This is a genomic window from Pseudescherichia sp. AS216, assembly GCF_037152055.1.
Classification (GTDB): Bacteria; Pseudomonadota; Gammaproteobacteria; order Enterobacterales; family Enterobacteriaceae; genus Pseudescherichia.
In genome coordinates this window covers 389,876-408,456 of the sequence record NZ_JBBCMV010000003.1, presented here as the reverse complement: position 1 = coordinate 408,456, position 18,581 = coordinate 389,876, and the positions used below count along the sequence as shown (strand labels likewise).

The following is an 18,581-nucleotide window of genomic DNA, read 5'->3' as shown; positions in this document are numbered from 1 at the left end:
TCATTCTTGTTGAAATTGCGGTTGCTCTTACTCATCTCATAAAAACAAGGGCCAGTAAACTGGCCCTTTTGCTTATTGCAACGCGAACTGCGCCTGTTTTACCCGGGCGGAGTCGGTGCCGATAAAGACATTAAACTTGCCTGGTTCAGCATCGTATTTCATCTTCTGATTCCAGAACTTCAGGGCATTAATGTCGATCGGGAAGCTGACGGTCTGGGTCTCGCCCGGCTTGAGGTTGACCTTATCAAAGCCCTTTAGCTCCTTCACCGGACGGCTCTGGGAGGCGGTAACATCCTGAATGTACATCTGCATTACCGTGGCCCCTTCCCGCTTGCCGGTGTTGGTCACGTCAACGCTGGCGGTGACCGTACCGTCACGCGAGAGCGTCGGGGCGGAGAGCTTAACGTCAGAGACGCTGAAGGTAGTGTAGCTCAGGCCGTAGCCGAACGGGTAAAGCGGCCCGTTAGCCTCGTCAAAGTAGCGCGAGGTGTACTTATTGGGGTGCTCGGCGTTGTACGGACGACCGGTGTTCAGGTGGCTGTAGTAGACCGGGATCTGCCCTACCGAACGCGGGAAGGAGATCGGCAGCTTGCCGGACGGGTTGTAGTCGCCAAACAGCACGTCGGCTACGGCGTTGCCGCCCTCGGTACCGGCGAACCAGGTTTCCAGAATGGCATCTGCCTGCTGGTCCTGCTTGACCATGGCCAGCGGACGGCCGTTCATCAACACCAGCACCAGCGGCTTGCCGGTGGCTTTCAGAGCGGCGATCAGATCCTGCTGGCTCTGAGGAATGGTGATGTCGGTCCGGCTGGAGGCCTCGTGCGCCATGCCCTGAGACTCGCCCACCACGGCGACTACCACGTCAGCGTCATTCGCTGCCTTGACCGCTTCGTCAATCATTGCCTGCGGCGTGCGCTCGTCAACCTGAATAGCCGGCTCATACTGGTTAAGGAACGTAATAATATCTTTGTCGTTGGTGACGTTTGCGCCTTTCGCAAAGATGACTTTCCCTTCGCTGCCGACCGCATTTTTGATCCCGGTCAGTACGGTCACGGACTGGTCACTCACCCCAGCGGCGGACCAGCTGCCCATCACGTCACGCTTGCTGTCGGCCAGCGGCCCCACCACGGCAACGGTGGCCGATTTTTTCAGCGGCAGCGTCTCCAGGCGGTTTTTCAGCAGCACCATGCTTTCGCGCGCCACTTCCCGCGCCTCTTTGCGGTGCAGGCGGCTCTCGGCGTTGGTGTCCTGCGGATCGCTCTCTTTCGGGCCGAGGTGGCTGTAGGGATCGTTGAACAGCCCCATATCGTATTTGACGTTGAGCACGTGGCGCGTGGCGTCATCCAGCTCGTCCATGGTGACTTTGCCGCTCTTGATCAGCCCCGGCAGGTACTTGCTGTAGTACTCATCGGCCATGCTCATATCGACGCCAGACTTGATCGCCACACGCACCGCATCCTCTGGATCCGCGGCCGTACCGTGTTTGATCAGCTCTTTAATCGCCCCGTGATCGGAGATAGTGATGCCTTTAAATTTCCAGTCATCGCGCAGGAGATCCTTCAGCAGCCACGAATCAGAGGAGGCCGGGGTGCCGTTGAGCGAGTTAAGGGCAATCATCACCCCGCCGCTGCCGGCGTCCAGCGCCGCTTTATAGGGCGGCATGTAGTCGTTAAACAGGCGCTGCGGGCTCATGTCGACGGTGTTGTACTCTTTCCCGCCCTCCACGGCACCGTAGGCAGCGAAGTGTTTCACGCTGGTCATCACCGAGTAGCGATCCGCCGGGCTTTTGCCCTGCATCGCTTCGACCATGGTTTTACCCATCATCGCGGTAAGGTAGGTATCCTCCCCAAAGCCCTCGGAGCCACGGCCCCAGCGCGGATCGCGCGTGACGTCGACCATCGGAGCCCAGGTCATGTTCAGACCGTCGTCCGCCGCTTCATAGGCGGAGATGCGGCCGACGGTTTTGACCGCGTCAAGATCGAAGGAGGAGGCCAGGCCGAGGCTAATTGGGAAAACGGTACGCTGACCGTGCACCACGTCGAAGGCGAAAAAGAGAGGGATCTTCAGGCGGCTAAGCTGCATCGCCTGATCCTGCATCGCACGGATATCCTGGCGGGTCACGGTGTTAAAAATCGCCCCCACCTGGCTGGCTTTGATCATGTCGCGGATCGCCTCTTTCGGGTTATCCGGTCCGACGCTGATCAGGCGTAGCTGGCCAATTTTTTCGTCGACCGTCATCTTTTTGAGTAAATCCGTGACGTATGCATCCCGCGCCTGCGGCGTCAGGGGATGGTTAGCGGACGTATCCTCTGCCAACGCGGGTTGCAGCGCCAGCCCTACGGCGACACCTACTGAACATAGCCATTTCATGTCGTTCACTCTCTTGTATTAACAGCCGACTCAGCGGCCTGACCGTGCAAAAAATGCAGTGTGCCATAATCGTAGCGCGCCTTGCAGGGTTATTCTCTTATTTTTCTGGCAATTAGTCCGCCGGGATAGATTTTCCCGCGCTATGCTTTATCAGATGATTCTGGCCTTGCCACAAGGAGTGGAAAATGTCTGCTGTGCCCCTACAAAATAACCCCCTCTTTCTCAGCGAACTTGCCCGACTGGTGGGCCATGCGCAGCTGCTTACCGATCCGGCCAAGACCGCCCGCTACCGCAAAGGCTTCCGCTCCGGCGAGGGCAAGGCGCTGGCAGTGGTCTTCCCCGAGACGCTGCTGCAGCTCTGGCACGTGCTCAATCTTTGCGTGCGTAACGATAAGATCATTTTGATGCAGGCGGCGAATACCGGCCTTACCGAAGGCTCAACGCCGAGCGGCAACGACTACGATCGCGACATCGTGATTATCAGCACCCTGCGCCTCGATCGGCTCCAGCTGATCGATGAGGGCAAGCAGGTGCTGGCCTGGCCTGGCACCACCCTCTACTCCCTGGAAAAAGCGCTGAAGCCGCTGGGCCGGGAGCCGCACTCGGTGATTGGCTCCTCGTGCATCGGGGCGTCGGTGATCGGCGGGGTATGCAACAACTCCGGCGGCTCGCTGGTGCAGCGCGGTCCGGCCTATACCGAGATGTCGCTTTTTGCCCGCATTGACGAGCAGGGCCAGCTGCGGCTGGTGAATCACCTGGGGATTGACCTCGGCGAGACGCCGGAGCAGATCCTCAGCAAGCTCGACGATCAGCGCGTCACCGATGCTGACGTGCGTCACGATGGCCGCCATGCCCATGACAGCGACTACGTAGAGCGGGTGCGTGATATCGAGGCCGATACCCCTGCGCGCTACAATGCCGATCCGGATCGTCTGTTTGAATCCTCCGGCTGCGCGGGCAAGCTGGCGGTCTTCGCCGTGCGCCTCGATACCTTTGCCGCCGCCAAGCGCCAGCAGGTGTTCTATATCGGCACCAACCAGCCGGCGGTGCTGACGGAGATCCGCCGCCATATGCTGGCGAACTTTACTAACCTGCCGGTAGCGGCAGAGTATATGCATCGGGATATCTACGATATTGCCGAGCGCTACGGCAAAGATACCTTCCTGATGATCGACAAGCTCGGTACCGATAAGATGCCGCTGCTCTTCACCCTGAAAGGGCGCGCCGACGCCATGCTGGAGAAGGTGACGCTGTTTAAGCCCCACTTCACCGATCGCCTGATGCAGCGCGTAGGCAGCGTCTTCCCAGGACACCTGCCGCCGCGCATGAAAAGCTGGCGCAACAAGTATGAGCACCACCTGCTGTTGAAAATGGCCGGGGACGGTATTGCCGAAGCGCAGAGCTGGTTGAAAGAGTACTTTACCGAGGCCGAAGGCGGCTTCTTCGCCTGCACCACCGAGGAGGGAAACAAAGCCTTCCTGCACCGCTTCGCCGCGGCGGGGGCCGCCATCCGTTACCAGGCCGTGCATGCCGATGAGGTCGAGGAGATTCTGGCCCTGGATATCGCCCTGCGGCGCAACGACACCGAGTGGTTTGAAACGCTGCCGGACGCCATTGCCAGCAAACTGACGCATAAGCTTTACTATGGCCACTTTTTCTGTCACGTTTTCCATCAGGACTACATCGTCAAGCGAGGCGTTGATGTCCATGAGCTTAAAGCACAGATGCTGGCGCTGCTGCACGAGCGTGGCGCGCAGTATCCGGCTGAACATAACGTCGGGCATCTGTATGAGGCGGCTGAGAGCCTGAAACGCAACTATCGCGAGCTCGATCCCACTAACAGCATGAATCCCGGCATTGGCAAAACCAGTAAGCGGAAGTACTGGGGCGAAGGCGCTGACCAGCCCCGGTCGTAAAGGAGTACAGCGCGATGTCTGCTGTTGATGTTTTAGCCATAAATGACGTTGAAGTCCGCGATGCCCGGCCGGACGACGTACACGCTATCTCAGCGATCTACGCCTGGCATGTTCTGCATGGCCGCGCCTCTTTTGAGGAGGTGCCCCCCACCATCGACGAGATGCGTCAGCGGATCGCAAAAATTACCAGCGAGGGTCTGCCCTGGCTGGTGGCGCTCTATCGCGGCATCATCGTCGGTTACTGCTACGCGGGGCCTTACCGCCCGCGCCACGCCTATCGCTATACCCTTGAATGCTCTATCTACATTGAGTCCACCCTGACCGGGCGGCAGATCGGCAGCACGCTGATGCAGGCCTTGCTCGACCGCTGTGAAGCGGGCCCGTGGCGGCAGATGGTGGCGGTTATTGGCGACGGCCATCAAAATGAAGGCTCTCTGCGCCTGCATAAAAGCCACGGCTTTGAGGTGGTGGGACAGCTGCGCAGCGTCGGCTACAAAAAGGGTGACTGGCGGGATACGCTAATCATGCAGCGCCCGCTCAACGATGGAGACTGGACGCTGCCTGAGTAGTGACTGATTTAGCTGATTAATCATTTTGCGCGGTTTGCGCCGCGCTGCCGGTGGCGTTGATTGCCATCTGGGCTGCCTTCTGGCGCTTATAGCTCAGCGCCGATGCTGGCACAGGCTGCACCTTACCGGTCTCAATCCAGGTCCGCAGACGGCTGGCGTCGGCGAAGTGGGTGTATTTGCCAAAGGCGTCCATCACCACCAGCGCCACCGGTTTGTTATTGATCACCGTCCGCATCACCAGGCAGTGCCCGGCGGCGTTAGTGAAGCCGGTTTTAGTCAGCTGAATATTCCAGTTGTCGCGATAGACCAGGTGGTTGGTATTGCGAAACGGCAGGGTGTAAGCCGGAGTGGAGAAGGTCGCCATCTCCTCTCGGGTGGTGCTGAGCTGGCCGATCAGCGGATACTGCTTGCTGGCAATCAGCAGCCGGGTCAAATCACGCGCGGTAGAGACGTTATGGATCGACAGACCGGTCGGCTCCACAAAGCGGGTATTCACCATGCCCAGGGATTTTGCCTTCGCATTCATCGCCCGAATAAACGCACCGTAGCCACCCGGATAGTGGTGGGCTAAGCTCGCCGCAGCGCGGTTCTCTGAGGACATCAGCGCCAGCAGCAGCATGTTCTTACGGCTAATTTCACTGTTCAGACGCACGCGGGAGTAGATGCCACGCATCTCTGGCGTCTGGCTGATATCCACCTTCAAACGCTCGTCCAGCGGCAGGTGCGCATCCAGCACCACCATCGCCGTCATCAGCTTGGTGATAGAGGCAATCGGCCGCACCAGATCCGGATGGCTGGCGTAGATCACTTTATTGGTTTGCAGATCGACAATCATCGCGCTGCCGGAGGCGATCTCAGGTTGCGCAGCGGTGGTGGCAGAGGTGGTAGCAGCAGCGGTTTTTGCCAGCGCCTGGGAGGCGACGGGAACGGTCAGCAGCAGGGCAAGGCTTAACAGGGAAACTCGAAATTTCAGCATGGTGAGACTTCTGGTGATTATTCACGCGCGTGATGACGCACACCGCTTTTGCAGGCAGAAAATGGCAAAAGCTGGCCAACGCATGATAGCTGCCATCATGCGTTGTCGCCAGAGAAGATTCTTTGCTGAACGTAACGCACCCTTTGCGCCCGGTTCAGAACAGACGATAGCCGTAACCCCACAGCACCACCGTCAGCGCCAGCAGCACCTCCAGCACCAGCACGCCAATCGCCAGCGTCGAGCTGGAGAAGCTCAGCCCCTCCTCCTGATTAATGTTCAGGAAGGTCGGAATGCCGACGTAGAGCAGATAACCGGTATAGAACAGCGCCACGGTGCCGACCAGCGCGCAGAGCCAGACCAGCGGGTAGAGCGCCACCAGGCCGCTCAAGAAGAGCGGCGTTGCGACGTAGCCAGCAAAGACCATGCAGCGGGCCAGCGACGGCCGCTGGGGTATATTGCGCGCCATCCAGTAGATAACCCGTCCCATTACCGCCACGCCGGCCAGCATCAGGCCGTAGAAGAGAATACCGAGTAACAGTGCCGTAGAGAGTGACAGCCTTGAGAAGACACCTTCGCCAAAGTGCCAGCCGAGCTGGGTGGTACCAATAAATGCACAGACAACTGGAATTGCCGCCATCAGTAGAACGTGGTGGGTATAGTGGTGCGAAACCGTTTCGTTTTCGCCTCTGATCACTTTCATTTCACGATCGGGATGGGACAGGAGTCCCCAGACATGGTTCATAACGCCCCCTTGCTGTCAGCCCTGATGATAACGCCTTTAGTATAATGCAAATGCTGATTATTTTTTGTGCAAAGAGGTACGCTCTGCCGCGATGGCCCGCTGCTCACTCTCTTCAGACGCTATGCTTATACAATCTTTTTAGTCTGGAGGAAGCATAACTCGCATGGATATCAACAACCTGATTGCGCACTACGGTTACGCCGCGCTGGTGGTAGGCAGCGTGGCAGAAGGTGAAACCATTACCCTGCTCGGCGGCGTGGCAGCGCATCAGGGCCTGCTGCGCTTCTGGCTGGTGGTCGCGGCGGTGGCGCTGGGAGGCATGATTGGCGATCAGCTGCTCTTTCTGCTTGGCCGCCGCCTGGGGGATCGCGTATTGGGTCACTTTTCGCGCCATCAGAAGAAAATCGATCGTGCCCAACGGCTGATCAAAAAACGGCCGTGGCTCTTCGTGATCGGCACCCGCTTTATGTATGGCTTTCGCATCATCGGCCCGCTGCTGATTGGCTCCAGCGGCCTCTCACCGCGGATTTTTATTCCGCTCAATATCGTGGGCGCTATCGTCTGGGCGCTGATCTTTACCACCCTCGGCTACGTGGGCGGCGAGGTGGTAGGCCCATGGCTGCATACCCTGGATCAGCACCTGAAGCACTGGATATGGCTGATTGTGGCGGTCGTTGTCGTCTTTGTACTGCGGGCGGTGCTCAAACGCTGGCTGGCAAAAGACAAAGAGACGGGAGAGTAGCCCCTCCCGCCTGTGGCCTACTGGGGTTTGTACTGCGGGTTGGCCAGCATAAAGCCGCCGTCTACGATAAACGACTGGCCGGTGGTATAAGTGGCATCCTCAGAGCTGAGCCAGCCCACCAGGCTGGCAATCTCCTGGGTGTGGCCTGGCCGGGCCAGCGGAATATTCGGCATAGAGCCCTCTTCCACATCCTCATCCTTCATGTCGTTCATCGGGGTGGCGATGGCCCCCGGCGCTACCGAGTTCACCAGGATTTTGTGCTGCACCAGCTCCATCGCCATCGACTTGGTCAGCCCGCCGAGAGCGTGCTTGGCCGCGGTGTAGGCGCTGGCCTCCGGCAGCGGGGTGTGCTCATGCACGGAGGTAATATTGATAATGCGCCCGCCCTCGCCCTGCTCCACCATCTTTCTGGCCGCGATCTGCGCGCACAGGAACGCGCCGTCAACGTCAACGGTAAAGACGGTGCGCCACTCCTCAAACGCCATCTCTAAAAACGGCGCCTTGCTCATCGCCCCGGCGTTGTTGACCAGCACGTCGATGCGTCCGAACCTGTCGATCAGGGTCTGAATAGCCTGCGCCCCCTCGGGCAGGTTACTCAGGTCGAGCTGCACGGTTTCGGCCCGACGACCAAACGAGGCAACGGCTTCCGCCACCTCTTTTGCCCCCTCGTCGTCCGAGTGCCAGGTGATGCCAATGTCGTACCCCTGCTTTGCCAATACCAGCGCGCACTGCTTGCCGATACCTGAATCTGATGCCGTGACGATGGCAACCTTGTTTGTCGTGCCCATAAGAACCTCCGCAAAAAGAAGTGATAAGGGGAGAACGCGAAAAAGCTGAACAGTAAGTATAGAGAGTTCCCGGCTATCGCAAGGACACGGGCCATTTTCTGCCTCGGCCAGGCAAAACGGCAGATAATTGTCTATGCTTTCAGAGGTATCAGCCAAACGTCACGATAAAAGGACAGGACGATGAAAATTTTACTTTGGGCTATTTTGATTATTTTTCTGATTGGGCTGTTGGTGGTAACCGGCGTGTTTAAGATGATTTTCTAAGATGTTCGCCTGAACATGGCCCCCGCAAGGGGGCAAAATGCGTTACTCGACCCCACCATCCTACTATCGCGATTAAACCTGATGATACCCCCCACCTAGCGTGGAGGTGAGTTGCAACGTGGCGTCCAGCCACTGGCCGTGCAGGGTGATGCCGTTAATCTGCTCCTGGAGCAGCGGCAGTCGGCTCTGGCTAACCCGCATGCCGGGAATAATCCCTACCTTAAAGCGCGCTTCGGCTAACGCGACAATGCGTCCCGTATCCTGCTCAATCTGCTGCTGACGTTGATTCTCGTCCGCCAGCGTTTCGACCTGTACCGCCGCCTTCTCGACCTCGTTGACCGCGTCCACGACCGCCTTGTTATAGTTGGCAATAGAGAGGTTATGCTCCTCTTCGGCAATATTAAGGCTGGCGTTAAGCCGCCCGCTGTCAAAGACAGGCAGCGTCAGCCCGCCGGTAACGCCCATCTGCTGGGCTGAGTGGCGAAAGAGATCGCTCAGGTGCAGGGCGTCCTGCTGGAGAAACGCCATCAGGTTAAGATCCGGGTAGAAAGCGGCTTTTGCCGCCTCTACGCTGCTGAGAGAGGACTCAATGTACCAGTGCGCCGCCTGCAGATCCGGACGACGAGCCAGCAGATCGTAGCCGAGCTGCGCAGGCATTTTACCTTCAACCTTCGGCAACCTGACCGGCTGCAGATGCAGCGTGGCAGCGCTGCTGTCCGTCAGCGCCATCAGGCGGGCTTCAATCAGCCGCATTTTACCCCGGGCCTCGCTCTGCTGCTGGCGGGTTTTCTCTTCGTCGATGCTGTTTTCCGCGTCCGCCACCGAAGAGGTGATGCCCGCCTGATGAAGCTGGCGGTCGGCGGCAACAATCGTCTGCTGGTTACGTTCGATCTCGTCCAGCACCTGACTGATGGCGGCCTCGGTCTGCCACTGCCAGTAGAGGCGTGCCACGCTGGTCGCCAGCAGCTGACGCGTCTGCTGACGCTCCGCTTCATGAGCGCGCACGTTGCCAATGCGGGCGGCTACCTCGTCACGGTTTTTCCCCCACAGATCCAGGTCCCAACCGGCGGTAAGGCCGAAGGTGCCGTTGGTATACCAGGGTCCGGTGGTTCCGGCAGCGGGATCGGTTATGGCAAAGGGCCCCATTAACCCCTCGGCGGACATGCGCTGCCGCTCGACGTCGGCGGAAAAATCAACCTCCGGGCCACCGTTGGCGGCGACGCGCTGCGCCTGCGCTTCGGCAAGGTGAATACGCTGCTCTGCCACCTGCATATCCGGCGCATGCGCCAGGGCGCGCTCAATCAGGGCGTTTAGCTGCGGATCGTGATACGCCTGCCACCACTGGCTCTGCGGCCAGCCAGCGGCCAGCGCCGGAGGTAAGCGCGGGGTAGCCGCCGCTGCCGGGGCCTGCTCTTTCAGGGGGACGACGCTGTCATGCATCGGCGCGCATCCGCTAAGAAGGGATACCAGCGGGAAGCACGCCGCAGCGGCGAGAATAAAAGGACGACTCATAGATACGCTCTGCTAAACCAGGGCGTTGCAGAGTACACATACTTCTATCCCGTTTTTTAGGTAAGCGTGGCAAAACACAGCCGATCATAAAAAGACACAGCTGGAAAAATATTCACCTTATCAATGATATAAATAAAACTATTCTTCTCGAATATGCTTAGCCGCAGCCTCAATGGCGGTGGCAATCGCCGCCGACTGCTTCAGGGTACGGATCTCGCTGAACAGGCCGTCGGCTTCGGCATACTCTTTGCGTAAATAGCCCAGCCACTGCTTGATACGCGCCACATGGTACATCCCCGTATCGCCCTGCTTCTCAAGCTGGCTGTACTGCTGGAGCAGGCCGACCACCTCCGGCCAGGGCATGCGCGGTGCGTTATCTTTGATCACTCGGCTGAGGTTAGGCACGTTCAGCGCGCCGCGGCCAATCATCACCGCATCGCAGCCGGTCACCGCCAGGCAATCCTGCGCGCTCTGCCAGTCCCAGATCTCACCGTTCGCAATCACCGGGATGGTCAGCCGCTTACGGATTTCGCCAATCGCCTGCCAGTTGATGCGCTCCGCTTTATAGCCATCCTCTTTCGTGCGGCCGTGGACCACCAGCTCGGTGGCTCCCGCCTGCTGCACCGCATCGGCGATCTCAAACTGCCGCGCGCCGCTGTCCCAGCCGAGGCGTATCTTTACGGTAACAGGCAGCGAGGCCGGCACGGCTTCACGCATCGCTTTGGCACCGCGGTAGATCAGCTCAGGGTCTTTGAGCAGGGTCGCCCCACCGCCGCTGCCGTTCACCAGTTTTGACGGACAGCCGCAGTTGAGATCGACCCCGTACGAGCCGAGCTCTACGGCGCGCGCGGCATTCTCTGCCAGCCACTGCGGATACTGGCCCAGCAGCTGGATCCGCACCGGGGTGCCGTTCAGCGTCCGGCTCTGGCGATGCAGTTCAGGGCAGATCTTATAGAACGATTTTACCGGCAGCAGCTGATCGACCACGCGTAAAAACTCGGTCATGCAGAGATCGTAATCATTTACCCCGGTCAGCAGCTCGCGCACCAGCGAATCGAGCACGCCTTCCATCGGTGCCAGTAATACACGCATAACGTTACCCGTCAGAAAAGAGGCGCGTATGGTAGCGCCTCTGGCCCATGGGTGAAAGGGGCTTTATCGCCCGGTTTACGCCTAATCTTGTGTGAATGCCTGACGTTCCATTTAGGAATATTTGGTATGCTCACAATTCATGATGTGATCGATAGCACAGTTATCGAATCAATTGTATGATGAATACGTTTCATCAGAGGCTTGAACCATGTCCAAATCATTGACCGTTGTCTGGCAGTATCTTCGCGCTTTTGTGCTGATTTATGCCTGCCTGTATGCCGGAATCGCTATCTCTTCCCTGCTGCCCATTACCATTCCCGGCAGCATTATCGGCATGCTGATCATGTTCTTTCTGCTGGCGCTGCAAATCCTGCCGGCAAAATGGGTTAATCCCGGCTGCTACGTGCTGATCCGCTATATGGCGCTGCTGTTTGTACCCATCGGCGTGGGCGTGATGCAGTACTACGACGTGCTGCGGGCGCAGTTCGGGCCGGTGGTGGTCTCCTGCGCGATCAGCACGCTTGTTGTCTTCCTTGTCGTGAGCTGGAGCTCGCACCTGGTGCACGGCGAGCGCAAGGTTGGTGAGAAAGGAGCAAAATCGTGATGGAAAATATCTGGTGGTCGCTGCCGCTGACGCTGGCGGTCTTCTTTGCAGCCCGCAAGCTGGCGGCGCGTTTTAAGATGCCCCTGCTCAATCCGCTGCTGGTGGCGATGGTGGTGCTGATCCCCTTCCTGCTGCTGACCGGCATCCCCTATGAGCGCTACTTCGCCGGGAGCAAAATCCTTAACGATCTGCTCCAGCCCGCCGTAGTGGCGCTGGCCTACCCGCTGTATGAGCAGCTGCATCAGATCCGCGCCCGTTGGAAATCGATTATCTCCATCTGCTTTATCGGCAGCGTGGTCGCGATGGTCACCGGCACTACCGTTGCCCTGCTGATGGGCGCCTCACCGGAGATCGCCGCCTCGATCCTGCCAAAATCGGTTACCACGCCGATTGCCATGGCGGTTGGGGGCAGCATCGGTGGGATCCCGGCCATTAGCGCGGTGTGCGTGATCTTTGTAGGCATCCTTGGGGCGGTATTTGGCCATACCCTGCTGAACCTGATGCGTATTCGAACTAAAGCGGCCCGAGGTCTGGCAATGGGTACCGCCTCCCACGCCCTGGGCACCGCACGCTGTGCGGAGCTGGATTATCAGGAGGGCGCATTCAGTTCACTGGCGCTGGTGCTCTGCGGGATTATCACCTCGCTGATGGCTCCCCTGATCTTCCCGCTGATCCTGACGCTGGTGGGTTAAAATTTGCGATGCGTCGCGCATTTTTCATTTGAATTTCATAAGTTGCATATAGAGTGTGATTTGAATCACATATAAAGCGCCTTACGCTCTTTACACTAGGCTCCCATTACACTGCTATGAGGCAACGCCATGCATTCACGTTTTCACTCGGCTTTCGCTAATCTTGCGAAGGATCTGCAATCCGCTTTAGCCCCCCTTCTTGCGGATGACCATTTTCCCGCCATGCTGAGCGCGGAGCAGGTGAAGGCGCTGGTGAGCGCCACCGGACTGGATGAAGACGCGCTGGCCTTTGCGCTCCTGCCGCTGGCCGCCGCCTGCGCCCGGGCCGATCTCTCGCATTTTAACGTGGGTGCCATCGCCCGCGGGGTGAGCGGCACGTGGTACTTCGGCGGTAATATGGAGTTTCTTGGCTCCAGCATGCAGCAGACCGTTCACGCCGAGCAGAGCGCCATCAGCCACGCCTGGCTGCGGGGGGAGAAATCGCTGGTGGCTATCACCGTTAACTACACCCCCTGTGGGCACTGCCGTCAGTTTATGAACGAGCTGAACAGCGGTCTCGATCTGCGTATTGCTCTCCCAGGCCGCGATCCCCATACTCTGGCGGATTACCTGCCCGACGCCTTTGGTCCCAAAGATCTTGAAATTAACACTCTGCTGATGGATGACGAGGATCACGGTTTCACGTCTGAGGGGGAGGCGCTGGTCAAAGCGGCCATCACCGCCGCCAACCAGAGCCATGCGCCTTACAGCAACGCCCCCTCCGGCGTCGCCATCGAGCTGAGCAACGGGCAAATTTTCGCCGGGCGCTATGCGGAAAATGCGGCTTTCAACCCATCCCTGCCGCCGTTACAGGGTGCGCTCAATCTGCTGAGCCTGAACGGCTATGACTATCCGGATATGCGCCGTGCTGTACTGGCCGAACGCCCGGACGCGCCGCTCACCCAGTGGGATGCCACCTCCGCCACGCTGAGAGCGCTGGGATGCCGCTACGTTGAGCGTGTGGCACTGCCGGCCTGAGCCGCGGTGCTAACACAATGAAAAGATTGTGATGAAAATCCCCGCAGTTGAATCGCTGATTCTTGCGCTTCCTCTGCGGGTAAAGTAGCCTGAATGAAATTTCATCTCCGCATCGAGCTATCTGCATGTTAAAGCGTTTGTTATACAGCCTGTTAGTCATCATCGGCTTGCTGCTGTTAACTGCGCTTGTTCTTGACCGCTGGATAAGCTGGAAAACCTCTCCGTGGATCTACGACGATTTGCAAGATCTGCCCTATCGCCAGGTTGGGGTCGTGCTGGGTACTGCTAAGTATTACCGCACCGGAGTCATTAATCAGTACTATCGCTACCGCATTCAGGGCGCGCTGAACGCCTACAACAGCGGCAAGGTGAACTATCTGCTGCTGAGCGGCGACAATGCCCAACAGAGCTACAACGAGCCGGTTACCATGCGCAAGGATCTGATTGCCGCCGGGGTAGACCCGCAGGATATCGTGCTTGATTACGCGGGTTTCCGCACCCTGGACTCCATCGTGCGCACGCGTAAGGTCTTCGACGCCAACGACTTTATTATTATTACCCAGCGCTTCCACTGCGAGCGCGCGCTGTTTATCGCCCTGCACCGGGGCATTCAGGCCCAGTGCTACGCCGTGCCTTCGCCGAAAGATATGCTCACCGTGCGGGTGCGGGAGTTTGGCGCGCGTCTTGGCGCGCTGGCGGATCTCTATATCTTCAAGCGCGAGCCACGCTTCCTCGGCCCGCTGCTGCCCATCTCTTCACTCCAGGAGGTGCCGGACGATGCGCAGGGCTACCCCGCCGTCACGCCGGAGCAGCTGATGGATCTGCAGCCAAAAGCGAAAAAGTAGTGCTCAGAAGGCGATATTGTCTGCCCAGGTGGTGGCGCGTTTCATAATCTCTATCACCGCCTCAGGAGAGAGCCCAAGGCTTTTTGCCGCCGCGTTAACCTCCTCCCAGCGCTGCTGTTCATAGAGGCGGGCCACTTCCAGGAAGGGATAAAGCACGCCCTCCTGATCGGTAAGCGCCTGCGTAACCCGCTCCGATAGCGCAATCTGCTTAACCAGATCCTCCAGCGCGATGCCAAGAATAACGTCCAGCAGCGAAAACAGGCCGCAGAAGAAGGCGTCATGAGAGAGCGATTCCCGCCCTGCCGCTTTGGCAAGCAGCTCGCAGAACATCCCTCGCACCAGACTCATGTGGTACAGCTCGGTCGTCTTAACGTTGGCGATACTGGTCAGGCAGGAGATCGAAACAAAGCGGCGCAGCTCGTTAAAGCCAAGATAGAGCAGCGTGTCCTTGAGGGTGCTGTTTTTCACTATCTCAATGCCGCGCGTGTTGTAGACTACGTTGCGGGTATAACGCATCAGAGTATAGGAGAGACTGATATCGCTCTTGAGATAGTTTTCAATTTTCGCCAGATCCGGATTCTGAGCGTTAACCTCGGCAATCAGCTGGATCTGCAACACCTTGTTTTGTGATAGCCGCTTGTTTTGCAATACCTCGGGCTTGCTGTAGAAGTAGCCCTGAAAGAGATCGAAGCCGAACGCGCGATACCGATCGAACTCCTCTTGCGTTTCGACCTTTTCAGCCAGCAGCGTAACCTTGCCTAGCCGGTTACGGTTTTGCGTAATATAGCCTGAGATCTCATCGAAGGTCTGGGCCTGAATATCGAATTTGATAATGCTGATATAGGGAAAAAAGCGCTCCCACTCATTTTTAAGGGCAAAGTCATCGAGGGCAATTTGAAATCCACTGGCGTAGAGACGACGCACGGCGGCCAGCAGCTCGTTATCAGGCGTGGCTGTCTCAAGGATCTCAATCACCACCTTGTCGTGGGGAAGCGCATCGGCAAAGCCCTGAACGATCATCTCGCCGGGAAAGTTGATATAGCAGGCGTGCTTACCCACCAGCGATGGGAGCGGCGTAGAGAAGAAGAGATCGGAGATAATTTGTTTTGTCGCATACTCAGACGAGACGTCTGGAAACCGGTTGGTTAACCCGTCACGGAACAGCAGCTCCCAGCCAACGGTCGCCATGTTTTTGTCAAAAATGGGTTGTCTCGCAACAAAAGAGTACATATCTCCTCTCCATGGCATATGCTAGCGGCAAAATTTAACTATAGCTAAATCCCCTCTGAGATCGAGTGCTCAGCCCGCGCTAGCTCACACTTTAATGCACAACGCTTTTAGAAAAGAGGTTGATCACCAGTACGCCCGCACAAATCAGTGCCATTCCACCGATGGCTGGCAGGTCCAGCTTCTGACCGCTAAAGATCCATCCCGCAGCGCTAATCAGTACGATACCCACCCCGGACCAGATGGCGTAGGCAATGCCGGTAGGAATGTACTGTAGGGTTTGGGAGAGAAACCAGAACGCCACGGCATAGCAGCCCAACGCGGCCACCGTCGGCCACAGTTTTGTAAACCCCTCGGAGTAGCGCATCAGCGTTGTACCGATCACTTCTGCCACAATGGCGATCCCCAGATGAACATAAGCGTGCATGAATCCTCCTGTTTTAAATCATTTTGTAAAATATGCCATCTGCCGTTACATATCGCTACTTTATAACCTCTGCCACAGGGCATCTATACTGTTACTGACACAGGAGGTTGTTCATTGTGAGAATTCTACGCTATCTATTCACCAGTCCGGAAAAGCTACTCCAGGTAACCGATCATCGTGACGTTCAGGAATCTATCGACGACGGCGAGCGGATCATTATTGATGAGGACGGCAGAGCGCGGGTTAACGTCCGCAGCCAGGCCGTGAAGGAGGATTTTATCCGCCATGTTGATGCACTAAAGAGGGCATAAAATGGCGACAGCAATATTTATGGTGTTGATGGTTTCCGGCTACTGGTACACCAGCCGCGATCTCTCTACCCGCTTTAAACTGCGGCGCTCCTTTGGCTGGGACGTCTACTTTCTGGTAGCCCTTTACGGCTGCATCTTTATGCTACAGGGGATCATTGCTACCGCCCTGGTGTGGCTGCTGCTGCTGTTTTCATCTATGGGCATGGATGCGCTGCCGCAATGGTTTGGCTCAGAAGAGCACCGTCTCCAGGTGACCTTTATGAACTGGAGCTTCCTCGGCATTCAGGCTCCAGTGGTGATCATGCTCGCCTTTGCGACCCTGTTCTGCCTCTATCGCTCGAACTGGGCAGGCAGCGCTCGTCTCGACGGCAACGGTCGCCGCCAGCTGTATAAATTTCTCACGCGGGGCAACGGCGTGGAGGGGCTGCTCTACCAGTGTATGGAGACAGGCCAGCTGGCATGGATCACTCTGAAATCGCAGCGGGTCTATATTGGCATGATCCACGGCGCTACGCTTGACGATACCGAGGTGAGAAATATCGAACTGATCCCAATGCTCAGCGGCCACCGGGATCGTCACTCCCACCAGCTCAATATTGAGAATAACTACAGCGCCTGGTATGCCAAGCACGAGATCAACCTCGATACCGAGCCGCAGTCGGCCCTGGATTTCCGCAAGGTGATCCTGCTTGATGAGGTGGAGAGCCTGTCGCTGTTCGATCCGGCGCAGGTCATGGCGATGGGCATCAAAGAAGAGCCGCAGGCATAACCTCAACAGGAAAGCGCGATGCATAAAACGTCTCCACCCGATCAGAACCCGCCTCCGGTGCGGGAGAAGCAGCTCTGGTTAAGCTTTGAAGCCAACGCGCGGCGATTTGGCTTCTTTGTGCTGCTGTTTATCGTGCTGGCGGCATTGGGCGGCCTGTTTTCCCGGGGTCACTTTAGCCACGTCGAGCGCAGCAGCGCCGACCATACGCTAACGCTAAGCTACGAGCGCTTTAACCGTCACCAGAGCGATGTGGATATGAAAATCTTCGCTAAAGCAGCCGGTGACGAGACGCTCACCGTTACGCTGGGCGGGGACTTTATGCGGGCGTTTAAGATCGATACCCTTCAGCCGCAACCGGACCGAACCTGGAGCCAGGGCGAAAATCTGGTACTGGAGTATGGACGCAGCAAGCTACTCTCCGGGGGGACGCTCTGGCTGGGACTGCTTCCACAGCAGCCCGGCAGCAGTACAAGTACCGTTACCCTTAACAACGGCCCGCCGCTCTCTTTCTGGCAGTTTACTTACCCCTAGGAGCACAATATGGAAATGGTACTCAGAGCGTTGGCTATCTATCTGGTGTTGATGGTGGTATTTAAGATTGCCGGACGGCGGGCGCTGATGCAGATGACGTCGTTTGACCTGATCCTGCTGCTGATTATCAGTGAGGCGACACAGCAGGCGCTGTTAGGCAATGACTTTTCCGTTACCGGTGCAGCGCTGACGATTATTACCCTGGTGGTGGTGGATATGCTGTTTGGCTATCTGAAGCGGTATCTTCCTGGGGTCGAAGCGGCTATTGACGGGACGCCGGTGATCCTCGTTGAAAATGGTCGACTGCTTGAGAAGAGAATGAAGCAGGCCGATATCTCCTATGACGATATTATGGCTTTTGCCCGTAACGGTCAGGGAATCGACAAGCTAGCCGATATCAAGTACGCCATTCTGGAGCAGAACGGCCATATCTCTATCATCCCGACGAGTAAATAAAAAACCGGCCAGCATGGCTGACCGGTTCTCTTCAAGCCTGAGCTACTTTTTCTCAGGCTTTTTATCGCCAGACTCCGGCGATTCGGAAGGATCGTCTTTTTCAACGTTCAGGGAGTAGTTAATACGCATAGCGCCTCCTTATTTTTTGCCTTCGGCAATACCGGTGAGTTTCACATCGGTCTGTTTCTCTTCGTTCAGCGTCTCTTCCAGCAGCTTAGCCGCTTCTTTGTAGCCCAGCTTCAGGGCCAGAGTACGCAGCGTACCGTAAGAGGCGATCTCATAGTGCTCAACTTTTTGTGCGGCACCAATCAGACCCTCGTCGCGCAGTTCACCTGCTTGGACAGAATCAATGATCTCCTGCGCCTCTTCCACCAGACCCTCAAGGGCGTGGCATTTCATACGGCGAATACGCAGGCCTTCAGTTACTTCAACAATCTGGTCGATTCGTTCAATCTGGCCGCGGGTCTCTTCGAGATGGGTTTCAAACGCGGTAACCAATTGTTCTGAGGTCGCTGCACGGGCCATTTTTGGCAGTGCGCGCGCTATTTGTTTCTCGGCGCTGTATATGTCTGACAGTTCATGAATAAAAAGATCTTCAAGTGTTTTTACCGCTGGCATAATTAATTCCTCTTTAGGTCGCCGAAATGGATCCTTAATTAAGTGTGGCAATCCTGTAAAGGTAATTACAGGATTGCCACCGACAGTCAATATATATCTGTTTAATCAGGGTT

At 57.3% G+C, this 18,581-nt stretch carries 21 protein-coding genes; 12 read left to right on the top strand and 9 right to left on the bottom strand.

Annotated elements, in window-relative coordinates; translation table 11 throughout:
* Window positions 1-72: 72 nt before the first annotated feature.
* Entirely contained in the window at window positions 73-2,370 is a 2,298-nt protein-coding gene (bglX, locus tag WFN61_RS11230) for a beta-glucosidase BglX (RefSeq protein ID WP_144817155.1), read from the bottom strand.
* A gap of 185 nt (window positions 2,371-2,555) precedes the next feature.
* Between bglX and dld the strand changes: the two genes are divergently transcribed.
* Window positions 2,556-4,286: a D-lactate dehydrogenase gene (dld, locus tag WFN61_RS11225; protein ID WP_337038686.1), complete on the top strand. Its 1,731-nt coding sequence runs from the start codon at window positions 2,556-2,558 to the stop codon at window positions 4,284-4,286.
* Window positions 4,287-4,300: 14 nt separating this feature from the next.
* Window positions 4,301-4,855, top strand: coding sequence for a GNAT family N-acetyltransferase (locus WFN61_RS11220; protein WP_144817151.1), 555 nt, complete (start codon window positions 4,301-4,303; stop codon window positions 4,853-4,855).
* Between the two features lie 16 nt (window positions 4,856-4,871).
* Here the strand turns inward: WFN61_RS11220 and pbpG are convergent, their stop codons facing one another.
* On the bottom strand, window positions 4,872-5,831 hold the full coding sequence (pbpG, locus tag WFN61_RS11215; protein ID WP_337038685.1) for a D-alanyl-D-alanine endopeptidase: 960 nt from the start codon (window positions 5,829-5,831) through the stop codon (window positions 4,872-4,874).
* A 154-nt stretch (window positions 5,832-5,985) separates the two neighbouring features.
* Window positions 5,986-6,573: a Yip1 family protein gene (locus WFN61_RS11210; RefSeq protein WP_238085191.1), complete on the bottom strand. Its 588-nt coding sequence runs from the start codon at window positions 6,571-6,573 to the stop codon at window positions 5,986-5,988.
* 163 nt (window positions 6,574-6,736) lie between these two features.
* Here WFN61_RS11210 and WFN61_RS11205 point away from each other — a divergent pair, with 163 nt between their 5' ends.
* On the top strand, window positions 6,737-7,315 hold the full coding sequence (locus WFN61_RS11205) for a DedA family protein (protein WP_337038684.1): 579 nt from the start codon (window positions 6,737-6,739) through the stop codon (window positions 7,313-7,315).
* A gap of 17 nt (window positions 7,316-7,332) precedes the next feature.
* On the opposite strand, the gene WFN61_RS11200 is transcribed toward WFN61_RS11205, so the two are convergent.
* The gene (locus tag WFN61_RS11200; protein ID WP_144817142.1) at window positions 7,333-8,103 is read right to left on the bottom strand and encodes an SDR family oxidoreductase; all 771 of its coding nucleotides are present in this window, start codon (window positions 8,101-8,103) and stop codon (window positions 7,333-7,335) included.
* A gap of 180 nt (window positions 8,104-8,283) precedes the next feature.
* Between WFN61_RS11200 and yohP the strand changes: the two genes are divergently transcribed.
* Window positions 8,284-8,367: a small membrane protein YohP gene (gene yohP / locus WFN61_RS11195; RefSeq protein WP_000698460.1), complete on the top strand. Its 84-nt coding sequence runs from the start codon at window positions 8,284-8,286 to the stop codon at window positions 8,365-8,367.
* 72 nt (window positions 8,368-8,439) lie between these two features.
* Here yohP and mdtQ read toward each other — a convergent pair whose 3' ends face one another.
* Together mdtQ and dusC are read right to left on the bottom strand one after the other, a co-directional pair.
* Window positions 8,440-9,879: a multidrug resistance outer membrane protein MdtQ gene (mdtQ, locus tag WFN61_RS11190; RefSeq protein WP_337038683.1), complete on the bottom strand. Its 1,440-nt coding sequence runs from the start codon at window positions 9,877-9,879 to the stop codon at window positions 8,440-8,442.
* Between the two features lie 138 nt (window positions 9,880-10,017).
* Entirely contained in the window at window positions 10,018-10,971 is a 954-nt protein-coding gene (gene dusC, locus WFN61_RS11185; RefSeq protein ID WP_257758077.1) for a tRNA dihydrouridine(16) synthase DusC, read from the bottom strand.
* A gap of 208 nt (window positions 10,972-11,179) precedes the next feature.
* Here dusC and WFN61_RS11180 point away from each other — a divergent pair, with 208 nt between their 5' ends.
* The 4 genes from WFN61_RS11180 to sanA all read left to right on the top strand — a co-directional run bounded on the left by WFN61_RS11180 (window position 11,180) and on the right by sanA (window position 14,129).
* Window positions 11,180-11,575 carry a CidA/LrgA family protein gene (locus WFN61_RS11180; protein WP_144817134.1) on the top strand — a complete coding sequence of 132 codons (396 nt, stop codon included), beginning with the start codon at window positions 11,180-11,182 and terminating at the stop codon, window positions 11,573-11,575.
* Complete coding sequence (locus WFN61_RS11175; RefSeq protein WP_144817131.1) at window positions 11,572-12,267, top strand: CidB/LrgB family autolysis modulator; 696 nt, start codon at window positions 11,572-11,574, stop codon at window positions 12,265-12,267. The genes WFN61_RS11180 and WFN61_RS11175 overlap by 4 nt, the downstream gene beginning before the upstream one ends.
* 129 nt (window positions 12,268-12,396) lie before the next feature.
* Complete coding sequence (cdd, locus tag WFN61_RS11170; RefSeq protein WP_144817129.1) at window positions 12,397-13,284, top strand: cytidine deaminase; 888 nt, start codon at window positions 12,397-12,399, stop codon at window positions 13,282-13,284.
* 125 nt (window positions 13,285-13,409) lie between these two features.
* A complete protein-coding gene (gene sanA / locus WFN61_RS11165) occupies window positions 13,410-14,129 on the top strand; it encodes an outer membrane permeability protein SanA (protein WP_144817127.1) in 720 nt (239 codons plus the stop codon).
* 3 nt (window positions 14,130-14,132) lie between these two features.
* Here the strand turns inward: sanA and WFN61_RS11160 are convergent, their stop codons facing one another.
* Both WFN61_RS11160 and WFN61_RS11155 read right to left on the bottom strand, forming a co-directional pair.
* Entirely contained in the window at window positions 14,133-15,359 is a 1,227-nt protein-coding gene (locus WFN61_RS11160; protein WP_257758080.1) for an EAL and HDOD domain-containing protein, read from the bottom strand.
* Window positions 15,360-15,450: 91 nt separating this feature from the next.
* Complete coding sequence (locus WFN61_RS11155; protein ID WP_144817123.1) at window positions 15,451-15,783, bottom strand: EmrE family multidrug efflux SMR transporter; 333 nt, start codon at window positions 15,781-15,783, stop codon at window positions 15,451-15,453.
* Window positions 15,784-15,896: 113 nt separating this feature from the next.
* On the opposite strand from WFN61_RS11155, the gene WFN61_RS11150 reads away from it, so the two are divergent.
* From WFN61_RS11150 to WFN61_RS11135, 4 genes are read left to right on the top strand one after another with little or no spacing between them, the layout of a single operon-like run.
* The gene (locus tag WFN61_RS11150; protein ID WP_042389943.1) at window positions 15,897-16,094 is read left to right on the top strand and encodes a hypothetical protein; all 198 of its coding nucleotides are present in this window, start codon (window positions 15,897-15,899) and stop codon (window positions 16,092-16,094) included.
* A 1-nt stretch (window position 16,095) separates the two neighbouring features.
* Window positions 16,096-16,863 (top strand): hypothetical protein, encoded by a 768-nt coding sequence (locus tag WFN61_RS11145; protein WP_312272703.1) that lies wholly within the window; start codon window positions 16,096-16,098, stop codon window positions 16,861-16,863.
* 18 nt (window positions 16,864-16,881) lie between these two features.
* Entirely contained in the window at window positions 16,882-17,394 is a 513-nt protein-coding gene (locus tag WFN61_RS11140) for a hypothetical protein (protein WP_312282704.1), read from the top strand.
* Between the two features lie 9 nt (window positions 17,395-17,403).
* Window positions 17,404-17,850: a DUF421 domain-containing protein gene (locus WFN61_RS11135; protein ID WP_312282705.1), complete on the top strand. Its 447-nt coding sequence runs from the start codon at window positions 17,404-17,406 to the stop codon at window positions 17,848-17,850.
* A 138-nt stretch (window positions 17,851-17,988) separates the two neighbouring features.
* On the opposite strand, the gene WFN61_RS11125 is transcribed toward WFN61_RS11135, so the two are convergent.
* Entirely contained in the window at window positions 17,989-18,468 is a 480-nt protein-coding gene (locus tag WFN61_RS11125; RefSeq protein WP_042389734.1) for a YciE/YciF ferroxidase family protein, read from the bottom strand.
* Window positions 18,469-18,581 lie beyond the last annotated feature (113 nt).

Excerpts from the sequence above, each read along its gene's own strand:
- WFN61_RS11220 (WP_144817151.1), top strand. The coding sequence starts at position 4,301 with ATGTCTGCTGTTGATGTTTTAGCCATAAATGACGTTGAAGTCCGCGAT.
- WFN61_RS11140 (WP_312282704.1), top strand. The coding sequence starts at position 16,882 with ATGCATAAAACGTCTCCACCCGATCAGAACCCGCCTCCGGTGCGGGAG.
- yohP (WP_000698460.1), top strand. The coding sequence starts at position 8,284 with ATGAAAATTTTACTTTGGGCTATTTTGATTATTTTTCTGATTGGGCTG.
- mdtQ (WP_337038683.1), bottom strand. The coding sequence starts at position 9,879 with ATGAGTCGTCCTTTTATTCTCGCCGCTGCGGCGTGCTTCCCGCTGGTA.
- WFN61_RS11125 (WP_042389734.1), bottom strand. The coding sequence starts at position 18,468 with ATGCCAGCGGTAAAAACACTTGAAGATCTTTTTATTCATGAACTGTCA.
- WFN61_RS11205 (WP_337038684.1), top strand. The coding sequence starts at position 6,737 with ATGGATATCAACAACCTGATTGCGCACTACGGTTACGCCGCGCTGGTG.
- WFN61_RS11180 (WP_144817134.1), top strand. The coding sequence starts at position 11,180 with ATGTCCAAATCATTGACCGTTGTCTGGCAGTATCTTCGCGCTTTTGTG.
- WFN61_RS11135 (WP_312282705.1), top strand. The coding sequence starts at position 17,404 with ATGGAAATGGTACTCAGAGCGTTGGCTATCTATCTGGTGTTGATGGTG.
- cdd (WP_144817129.1), top strand. The coding sequence starts at position 12,397 with ATGCATTCACGTTTTCACTCGGCTTTCGCTAATCTTGCGAAGGATCTG.
- WFN61_RS11155 (WP_144817123.1), bottom strand. The coding sequence starts at position 15,783 with ATGCACGCTTATGTTCATCTGGGGATCGCCATTGTGGCAGAAGTGATC.
- WFN61_RS11145 (WP_312272703.1), top strand. The coding sequence starts at position 16,096 with ATGGCGACAGCAATATTTATGGTGTTGATGGTTTCCGGCTACTGGTAC.
- WFN61_RS11160 (WP_257758080.1), bottom strand. The coding sequence starts at position 15,359 with ATGTACTCTTTTGTTGCGAGACAACCCATTTTTGACAAAAACATGGCG.
- bglX (WP_144817155.1), bottom strand. The coding sequence starts at position 2,370 with ATGAAATGGCTATGTTCAGTAGGTGTCGCCGTAGGGCTGGCGCTGCAA.
- WFN61_RS11210 (WP_238085191.1), bottom strand. The coding sequence starts at position 6,573 with ATGAACCATGTCTGGGGACTCCTGTCCCATCCCGATCGTGAAATGAAA.
- dusC (WP_257758077.1), bottom strand. The coding sequence starts at position 10,971 with ATGCGTGTATTACTGGCACCGATGGAAGGCGTGCTCGATTCGCTGGTG.
- WFN61_RS11200 (WP_144817142.1), bottom strand. The coding sequence starts at position 8,103 with ATGGGCACGACAAACAAGGTTGCCATCGTCACGGCATCAGATTCAGGT.
- pbpG (WP_337038685.1), bottom strand. The coding sequence starts at position 5,831 with ATGCTGAAATTTCGAGTTTCCCTGTTAAGCCTTGCCCTGCTGCTGACC.
- dld (WP_337038686.1), top strand. The coding sequence starts at position 2,556 with ATGTCTGCTGTGCCCCTACAAAATAACCCCCTCTTTCTCAGCGAACTT.
- sanA (WP_144817127.1), top strand. The coding sequence starts at position 13,410 with ATGTTAAAGCGTTTGTTATACAGCCTGTTAGTCATCATCGGCTTGCTG.